9 protein-coding genes are annotated in these 7,945 nt (G+C 68.7%); 7 read left to right on the forward strand and 2 right to left on the reverse strand.

Annotation, left to right across the window (positions count from 1 at the left end):
* Positions 1 to 14 precede the first annotated feature (14 nt).
* The 3 genes from ACIQE0_RS37870 to ACIQE0_RS37880 all read left to right on the forward strand — a co-directional run bounded on the left by ACIQE0_RS37870 (position 15) and on the right by ACIQE0_RS37880 (position 3,229).
* Positions 15 to 875, forward strand: coding sequence for a polysaccharide deacetylase family protein (locus ACIQE0_RS37870; protein ID WP_402340702.1), 861 nt, complete (start codon positions 15 to 17; stop codon positions 873 to 875).
* 96 nt (positions 876 to 971) lie between these two features.
* Positions 972 to 1,808 (forward strand): SGNH/GDSL hydrolase family protein, encoded by an 837-nt coding sequence (locus tag ACIQE0_RS37875; RefSeq protein ID WP_402340705.1) that lies wholly within the window; start codon positions 972 to 974, stop codon positions 1,806 to 1,808.
* A 128-nt stretch (positions 1,809 to 1,936) separates the two neighbouring features.
* Entirely contained in the window at positions 1,937 to 3,229 is a 1,293-nt protein-coding gene (locus ACIQE0_RS37880) for an acyltransferase family protein (RefSeq protein ID WP_402340708.1), read from the forward strand.
* Between the two features lie 30 nt (positions 3,230 to 3,259).
* Here the strand turns inward: ACIQE0_RS37880 and ACIQE0_RS37885 are convergent, their stop codons facing one another.
* Together ACIQE0_RS37885 and ACIQE0_RS37890 are read right to left on the reverse strand one after the other, a co-directional pair.
* Complete coding sequence (locus tag ACIQE0_RS37885; protein WP_402340711.1) at positions 3,260 to 3,586, reverse strand: cupin domain-containing protein; 327 nt, start codon at positions 3,584 to 3,586, stop codon at positions 3,260 to 3,262.
* Between the two features lie 933 nt (positions 3,587 to 4,519).
* Positions 4,520 to 5,236, reverse strand: coding sequence for a prepilin peptidase (locus ACIQE0_RS37890; protein ID WP_402340713.1), 717 nt, complete (start codon positions 5,234 to 5,236; stop codon positions 4,520 to 4,522).
* 215 nt (positions 5,237 to 5,451) lie between these two features.
* Between ACIQE0_RS37890 and ACIQE0_RS37895 the strand changes: the two genes are divergently transcribed.
* The 4 genes from ACIQE0_RS37895 (at position 5,452) to ACIQE0_RS37910 (ending at position 7,756) form a co-directional block, all read left to right on the forward strand.
* Positions 5,452 to 5,886 (forward strand): hypothetical protein, encoded by a 435-nt coding sequence (locus ACIQE0_RS37895; protein WP_366338404.1) that lies wholly within the window; start codon positions 5,452 to 5,454, stop codon positions 5,884 to 5,886.
* A 50-nt stretch (positions 5,887 to 5,936) separates the two neighbouring features.
* A complete protein-coding gene (locus ACIQE0_RS37900; protein ID WP_366338406.1) occupies positions 5,937 to 6,281 on the forward strand; it encodes an ankyrin repeat domain-containing protein in 345 nt (114 codons plus the stop codon).
* Positions 6,282 to 6,398: 117 nt separating this feature from the next.
* Positions 6,399 to 6,797: a hypothetical protein gene (locus ACIQE0_RS37905; protein ID WP_402340716.1), complete on the forward strand. Its 399-nt coding sequence runs from the start codon at positions 6,399 to 6,401 to the stop codon at positions 6,795 to 6,797.
* A gap of 365 nt (positions 6,798 to 7,162) precedes the next feature.
* Entirely contained in the window at positions 7,163 to 7,756 is a 594-nt protein-coding gene (locus ACIQE0_RS37910) for a lipoprotein (protein WP_402340719.1), read from the forward strand.
* The last annotated feature ends 189 nt before the right edge of the window (positions 7,757 to 7,945 follow it).

The raw sequence follows: 7,945 nt of genomic DNA on the forward strand, positions 1-7,945 counted from the left end.
GTTCCGTCGGGCGCATGAGCAAAGACACGAACAGCGCCGGAAACGGCAACGGCAGGCGCGTTGGCACGGTGCGGCGAGCGGTGGTCACCGCCGTGGCTCTGGTCCTGACCGCAACGGCCGCCTTCACGGTCATGGCGGACAAAGGTGCTGGTCAGCCCGCTGGGGCGGCCGGCGGTAAGACGACTGCGGCCGGCGGTAAGACGGCTGGGGCCGGCGGTAAGACGGCTGGGGCGAGCACGGCGATCGACCCCGCACTGCCCGCGCCGATCGTGGACATGGCCATCGTCCGAGAGGCCGAGGACGGCGGGAAAGCGGTGAATCTCACCCTCGACGACGGTCCGGACCCGCGCTGGACTCCGAAGGCCCTGGAACTGCTGAAGCGGTTCAAAGCCAAGGCCGTGTTCTGTCTGACCGGCCCCAATGCCGCCGCCCACCCCGATCTCGTCAGGCGGATCGTCGCCGAGGGCCACCGTCTGTGCAATCACTCGGTCAGCCACGACGTCGCCATGGACAAGAAGCCGGTGTCCTACCAGGAGAAGGAGATCCTCGACGCCAAGCACATGATCGACGAGGCGTCCGGCGGCGAACGGATCTGGTACTACCGGGCCCCCGGCGGCGCCTTCACGCCGCAGAGCCGCCAGATCGCGGCAGCCCACGGGATGCGCAACCTCGGCTGGAACGTCGACCCCGGCGACTTCCGACAGCCCGGCGCGGACACCATCGTCCGCACCGTGAAGGAGCAGCTGTCCATGGGGCCGACGGTCCTCCTCCACGACGGCGGCGGGAACCGCGCCCAGACGATGGAAGCGCTGGAACGGCTTCTTCCATGGTTCGCCGAAGAGGGCTACGCCTTCAGCTTCCCGAAGGCCGGATGACAGTAGTGCCCGCTCTCTGTGCCCGGCCCTCTTCCGGTACGTGATGGAACGATGACGGCCCGCCCGAGCAGCCTCCGGGCGGGTTCTTCTGGAGACATGAACAGCAAGAACACGTCCTCCCCCCTTCTTCAGCGACCCACCCGCCGTACCGCGGGCCTCGTCCTGGCCGCCACGGCGGCCGCGTTCGCGCTCACCGCCTGCCAAGCCTCCGGCGACGGCTCCGCGCCCACCGCCGACCGCAGCACCGCCCCAGCCGCCGACCAGCAGGCGCCCGGCGGCCAGAAGGACACCACGAAGCCGCACAAGATGCTGTGGATGGGTGACTCCATCGGCGAGGTTCAGGCACCGCCCCTCAGCGCGGCGATGACGGCCGGCCGCGTGGAGTTCAAGTCGATCGCCGCCGCGGGGGGCGGCGGTGTCGTCGGGGAGATCGCGCAGCCCACCTGGGAGAAGCTCCCGAAGGAGCTGAAATCCCTCAAACCGGACGTCGTCGCCTACCAGATCACCACCTACGACTGGGGGACCCCCAGCGAACAACGCGCCGCCTACGAACGTCTGGCCAAGATGGTGAACGACGCGGGCGCCGAACTTCTCATCGTGTCCGCACCCCCCTTCAAGATGGACGACTTCTACGCGTCGCACGAGGCCGCCATCAAGACCGCGCCGAAGTCCGCCAAGGAGGTCGCGGACAAGCATCCCGACACGGTCCACTTCCTCGACGCCTCCACCCTGTGGGGCACCGACAGCACGGCAGCCAAGGCACAGCGCGGCAAGGACGGCATCCACTCCTGCCAGCAGGGCTCGGCCGCGTTCGCCACATGGTTCGGCGAGCAGCTGAAGACGCAGTACGGCTTCGCTCCGGCCGCCGTGGACCAGTGGGCCACCGGGGCGTGGACGGGCGACAAGGTCTACGCCCAGCTCGGCTGCAAGTAGTCCGCCTCCGAACGGCCGTCTCTTTGCCGGACGGCCTGCCGGCCCCATGACGGCTCGGCTCGGTGGCCGGCCCGGCTCGGCCCCTTCGGGACTGAGCCGGGCCGGCTCGTTCCTCTCGTTGGAGACCCATGCCCACCTCGACGAAACCCGTGCGCACCCACCGCCGCCACGCGATGATCGGCCCCGCGCCGTCCGGCAAGCGGCACATCGCGCCCTTGGACGGCCTGCGCGGCCTGGCCGTCCTGGGTGTGTTGTTCTTCCACGCAGGCCATTTCAGCGGCGGCTTCCTCGGCGTCGACCTGTTCTTCGTCCTCTCCGGCTTCCTGATCACCGGCCTGCTGCTGAAGGAGACACAGGCGCGCGACGGCCGCGTCGACCTCCTGGCCTTCTGGGGGCGGCGCGCGCGCCGCCTGCTGCCGGCCCTCGCCGTCACGATCGCCGGCACCCTGCTCCTGGTCTGGGCGCTCGGCCCGCCGTCCCTGCTCCGCTACGCCCTCGACGACGCGCCCTGGGTGACGGCCAACCTCGCCAACTGGCACTTCATCGCCGACCAGGTCGGATACTGGAACGCGGCCGACACCCGGATCTTCGGCCACCTGTGGAGCATCGCGGTCGAGGAACAGTTCTACCTGGTCTGGCCCCTGGCCATCGGCCTGCTGGCCCGCGGCCGCAACGGCGGCCGGCGCGTCGCCGTCGTGGCCGCGGCTGGGGCCGTCGTCTCACTGGTCCTCATGATCGTGTTCACCAACCCCGTCGACACCACGCGCGTCTACGAGGGCACCGACACCCGCGCCTTCTCGCTCCTCCTGGGCTCTCTCATGGCCACGCCACCGGCCACCGCTCTCCTGGCACGCGCCGGCGAACGGGCCACGGCCTGGGCAAGCCTGGCCCTGGCGTGCGGGATCGGGGCGTACTGGGCCCTGTCCGACGGGCAGAAGGACCTCTCCCTCTTCCAGGGCGGGCTCTTCCTCCACGCCCTGGCCGCCGCCCTGCTCATCGGCTGCCTCACCCAGGCACCCCGCACTGCGGTGGGCCGCGCCTTCGCCGCGCCGCCCCTGCGCTGGTGCGGCCTGGTCTCCTACAGCCTCTACCTGTGGCACTGGCCCGTCTACCTGCTCCTGAGCGAGGAACGCCTCGGCCTGAGGGGCTGGAGCCGTACGGCCGTCATCCTCGCCGTATCCCTCGCGGCCGCGTGGCTGTCCAAGGTCCTGGTGGAGGACCCGATCCGGTTCCGGGCCCGCTGGGCGAAGGGCCGCAAGGGAGCCGCCGCCCTGCTGGCCGCCTTCGCCGCCCTCGCGACGTTGTGGGCCCTCATCCCCGCACCGCGGGCCGGGGCCGGCACCGTCGACGTCTCCGAGCTCATCTCTGCCGGCGCCCTGCCCCACACCGGGGCCGCGAGGAGCCCGCTCGCCGGCCCGTAGCGTCACGCCCCTCCCCCACACCGCACAAAGTCACCGGTATTGCCCTTGGGTTGGGTTGGAAAGGTGCTCAATGATGACGAGTGTGCCGTGGCTCCCGGGGCACACGGCATGCTCCACGTCCGCCTCAACGATGTACATCTCCCCCGCGCGCACTTCGACCTCGGTGCCGTCCGCCACCAACCGCAGGGTGCCGTCCACCACCAGCAGCGCTTCCGCTACGTCATGGGATTCCGGTGCCAGGCGACGCCCGTCCATCCGCAACACCTTCACCCCCGTACTCCCGACCTGCCCGAGCAGGAATGAGCTCCAGGCATCCGGCAGTTCCGCGGCCGCACTTCGTATGTCGACACAATTCATGGCATGCCTCCAGACGGGCCGCCTCGGCGGAGGGCTGAACCAGCCGGCCGAAGGCGTCCACGATCGTGATCAAGGAATGCAGTGACGCTACGACACGGCGACGCGCTGCTGGTCGACCGTTGGGTAAAACCTCTCCGCCTGGGGTCCACAGACAGGCGTGGTCACCTGGCACGGCAAGCTCGCCGTCCGCACCGGGGCAACCTTCCAACTCGGCATGAACGAGCGCGACATGCAGTACGGACCCCGGACACCGTGGCCAGAACGACGTGGCCGGCCGTGGGCCGTTGAATATCGGCCGGCCCAACGGGCACGACGCTGTCCCGTCACAGCCGGACGTCCCCCGTACTTGCCCCACGCCAGCGGGCTGACGGGTACTCATCTGCCTTTCCACCTCTCCTGCGAGGCGATCCACTCTTCGCGGACGTAGACACGCACTGCGTCTCGTTGCGCGTCGGTGCAGCCGTCTTCCAAAACTGGCGGGACGTTGCGGATCAGGCTGGTGCCGTGCCGTGATCGTGGCGGACCAGATCGTCGGCGACGCCGGAGGCATCGGTGCGCAGCTCGCTCGGAGACGGCCAGCCGCTTGTCAGGCGAGTGATGTGGCACGCAGGCGCCCGGCTTCCTCCCGCGGTCGCTCGGCGGCCATCAGCTTGGGCCAAGGACCGTGCGGCATCGCTGCACGTCGGCCAGGACCGGCAAGCGCACCCATGAGACCGTCTACGCCATCACCGACCTGATCAGCCGGCAGGCTACTCCCGAGCAGATCGCGCACATCGCAAGGTCGCAGTGGCTGAACGAAAGCCGGATCCGCTTCGTACGCGACACCGCATTCCGTGAAGATGCCCCAAGACCGATACCGGATGCGAGCCGGAGGACACCGCCACCCTCCGCGGCTTCGCCAGGTCGAACTGGCCACCGCCTGCGGGGTTCTGGTCAGCCGATCGTGACGGTCACGGCGAGCGCCCCGATGACCATGAAGGGTCCGAAGGCGAGCCGAGTACGGCGCCCGCGTCCGGAGACGAGCAACGCCACGGCAGCCACCGCGCCGAGAAGGAAGCCGGCGGCGGTGCCCCACAGCGCGTTCCTCCAACTGCTCCAGCCGAGAAGCGCGCCGATGGCCGGGGCGAACTTCACGTCGCCCATGCCCATCTCGGCAAGGAGCGCCAGGAGGAGAAAGGTGGCCGTGACAGCGGCAGCCGCAGCTGCCGCGCGGCCGAGGCTGCCGGGCTCGCCCGCCACGGCGGCCGCAGTGAGCAGCAGAAGCGTTCCGGTGCAGGCAGGCACGGTGAGCGCGTCAGGAAGACGCTGGACCGCAACGTCGATCACCGCCAGGGCGATGCCGCACGCGGCGAACCAGTACTGCGCAGCGGCGAACCAGCCGGTCGCGCCGCCCGCCGCGACCGCGGCGAAGGCGGCAGCCATCGTCAACTCCACCGAGAGCGCGGCAGGCCCGATGCGCTCGTTGCACTTCGGGCAGCGCCCCGATACCGGCAGCGGGCGGGGCCGGGCAAGGAGGTGGTGCGCACAGGCCGGACACCGACTGCGAAAGGAGGCGGGTGCGGGCACCGACCGGGCGAAGACCACCGGGCGCGCCACGGCGCCGGCCAGGGCTCCGACGACGACGGACAGAGCGACGCTGACGGCGGACATCCGAGGGCGACTCCTTCCGCACGGCCGACGGCATCCTTCGCGGCCGTCGACTTCGACCCTAGCCCGGCCAGAACAGCTGGAATGGGGCCCAATCATCCGCCCATGCGACCGGTTGACGGCCGAGTCAGCTCCCGCGGCGGCGACCGCTCGGCGCCGGATGCGCGGATCCGCGCGGGATCCTGGCTGACCCGCAGCGGAAGTTCCGCGCCCCTGGGTTGTCACGTAACACGGTACGGAAGCCAGCCTTCTCCAACCCCGAGGCCCGGGCCATCGTCGCCACAGCGGTAGCCGAAGCAAACGACCGGCGGCCCGGCACGCTCGCCGACCAGGGCAACGAGCGAGAGGCAACCTGGCGCGAGCACGCGCTGAACGCTGAGGACATGCTCAAAGCCGCCCAGGCCGAGATCCTCGCCCAACGAACCCAAATCGGTGAACTACACGGTCACATAAGGGACTTGCAGGCCGAGTGGACCGAAGAGGCCATCCAACGAATCACCACAGAGAACACCACCCTCAAGCAAAGGGTCCGACAGCTGACCGCCGACAACCGGACCCTCGACGAACGACTCAAAGCCGCCCGCTCCAACCTCCGCTTCCAGGACCGCCGCGTCGCCGACCTCGAAGCCCAGATCACGCAACCTGTCACATGATGTGATGGACCCGCTATCCGAAACCGCCCGCCACCCTCTGGAGCTCTGCCGTGTCCTGGTCCCCAGGTCATTTCGCCGTCGAACACGAAGACCTCCCGAAACTGCGCGAACTGCTGGACGGAGGCTACGACGTGGAAGACGACAACGGTGACGGTTGGACGTTGCTCCGCCATGCCATCGACATCGAGGTCGACGGACACATCCAGAGCGGCGAACCACTCCGCGTCGACGTGACCGCCTTCCTTCTCGCACGCGGAGCTGACCCGCTTCGCCCCACCGATGGCGTTCTCCCAGAGGCCGAAGCAGAGGCCCGCGGGCACTGGCTCGCCGCAGAGATCATCCGTGCATGGGCCAGGCGATCAGGGAAACCCGACAGAACGCACGTCTCCAGCTGAGGTCCGCTGCACACCCATCCCGGAGCCCGGCCGCCTACGGCGGCCGGGCTCCGCTGCCTTGGCATCCTGATGAGTTGCAACGAACAGCACTCAGTCCCCATCGTGAACATGTAGTCTATGAAACGGGTGGGACGGCTCGCGCCGTTGGCGGGTGAATGGCTGCAACGTGGGGCCACGGTGCGGGACATCCGGGAGGCGTTGACCTCCGGGCTGCCCGAGACAGTGCACTGCCCGGCCGCGCTGATGCGCGATCGGCTGGTGCGGAAGATGCCCGACGCGCCGTCGTGCACCGAACAGCGGGCGATCGGGACGCCCTCGGTCCCCCGCGCGGCCGCGATGCGGGAATGCGCCGGCGAACATCTCCAGCCGTTGCTGTTCCGGCCGGTGGACGACGAGCGACTGGGTGCGGTGTGCCGTAATGAGCAAGCCGAAACGACCGCTGCGGACGCCGGTGTCCCGTCTCAGATGATCTGGTCCCTGGTGATGCCTGCGACCTACAGCGACCAGAAGAACTGAGACACTGCGACCCTGGAAATCTCAGTGGATCTGGTCTCGCACGCGCGGTTGCCCGGTGCCGTCTCAATTGATCTGGTCCGTCGCTGCTGTTCCGGTCAGGGCCTGTCCGACGGGTCGGTGATCAGCAGATACCGCCGGCTCGATGAGCTGTTCTCCCATGGAATTTTGGGGAGCACGCCCGTGCCGGAGCCCTTGCCAGGAATGCGGCTTCGACTGGCCATTGACTCCGCGTGAAACCGTGACCAGGTGGAGAGCCTGCCTGAGCGGTACGCCGACGTTCCGGCCGCCTGGCCTCTACCGCATCAGTTGAATCGTTTTGCGGAAGTCGGCTACCGTTCGGCGGAACCAGAGGGAGGGGGACCCAGGTGTCGAGCCGCATACGACGATGGACCGCGGGGGTGCTGGGTACCGCGCTGCTGGCCGGGGCGGCCCTGTACTGCGCACGGGACGAGGGCGACCACGTCGCGTCGTTAGGCGGCGCCCGTTCGGCATGCAAGCTGCCGGTCACGTTCAAGATTCCGACGCCGTGGAAGAACAAGCAGTCGGAAAGGGACACAGACGACGGAAAGCGGTCCCGGTACGCGCCCTGCGACGTCGTGCTCGGGACCGGAAAAGCGACGGTGGGCCTCTGGGTCCGCGTCTACGACACGGGCAAGAAGGCCGCCGATCCCCTCAAGGCGCTGCTCGACTACGACGGCCAGGGCATGAACAACTACGGCGAGTACTACCACGACGAGTACGAGAACCGGTTGACGATCGCGGGGCACCCCGCCGCGGAGATGGGCTACACGGTCCAGCCTCCGGACCCCAATGTCTCGACCTTCCGGAGACGGATGTTCGCGGTGGTGACGCCTGACACCACGATCGTGGTGGGGGTGGGCAGTGACAACCCCGGTGCCGACGAGCGCACCCAGAAGGTCTACGACCAGGTGAAGTCCTCCATAAGGCTTGCCTCCTGACATCTGGAGCTTGCGCTCGGTGGGAAATCCGGACCAGGTTCTGTCTGGCGGGCCTTGTGCAAAGCCGGCGGCGGAGGGCTGTTGTCCCGTCTCATTAGCTTTACTTTTTACCGTTGCGACCGGCTTTGCCGGTTGCAACGGTGTTCTTTTTCTTGGGTGTTGGGTGTGTTTTGCCTGCTGGGTAGCGGG

Source organism: Streptomyces sp. NPDC093097 (genome assembly GCF_044754325.1).
In the GTDB taxonomy this organism is placed as follows: domain Bacteria; phylum Actinomycetota; class Actinomycetes; order Streptomycetales; family Streptomycetaceae; genus Streptomyces.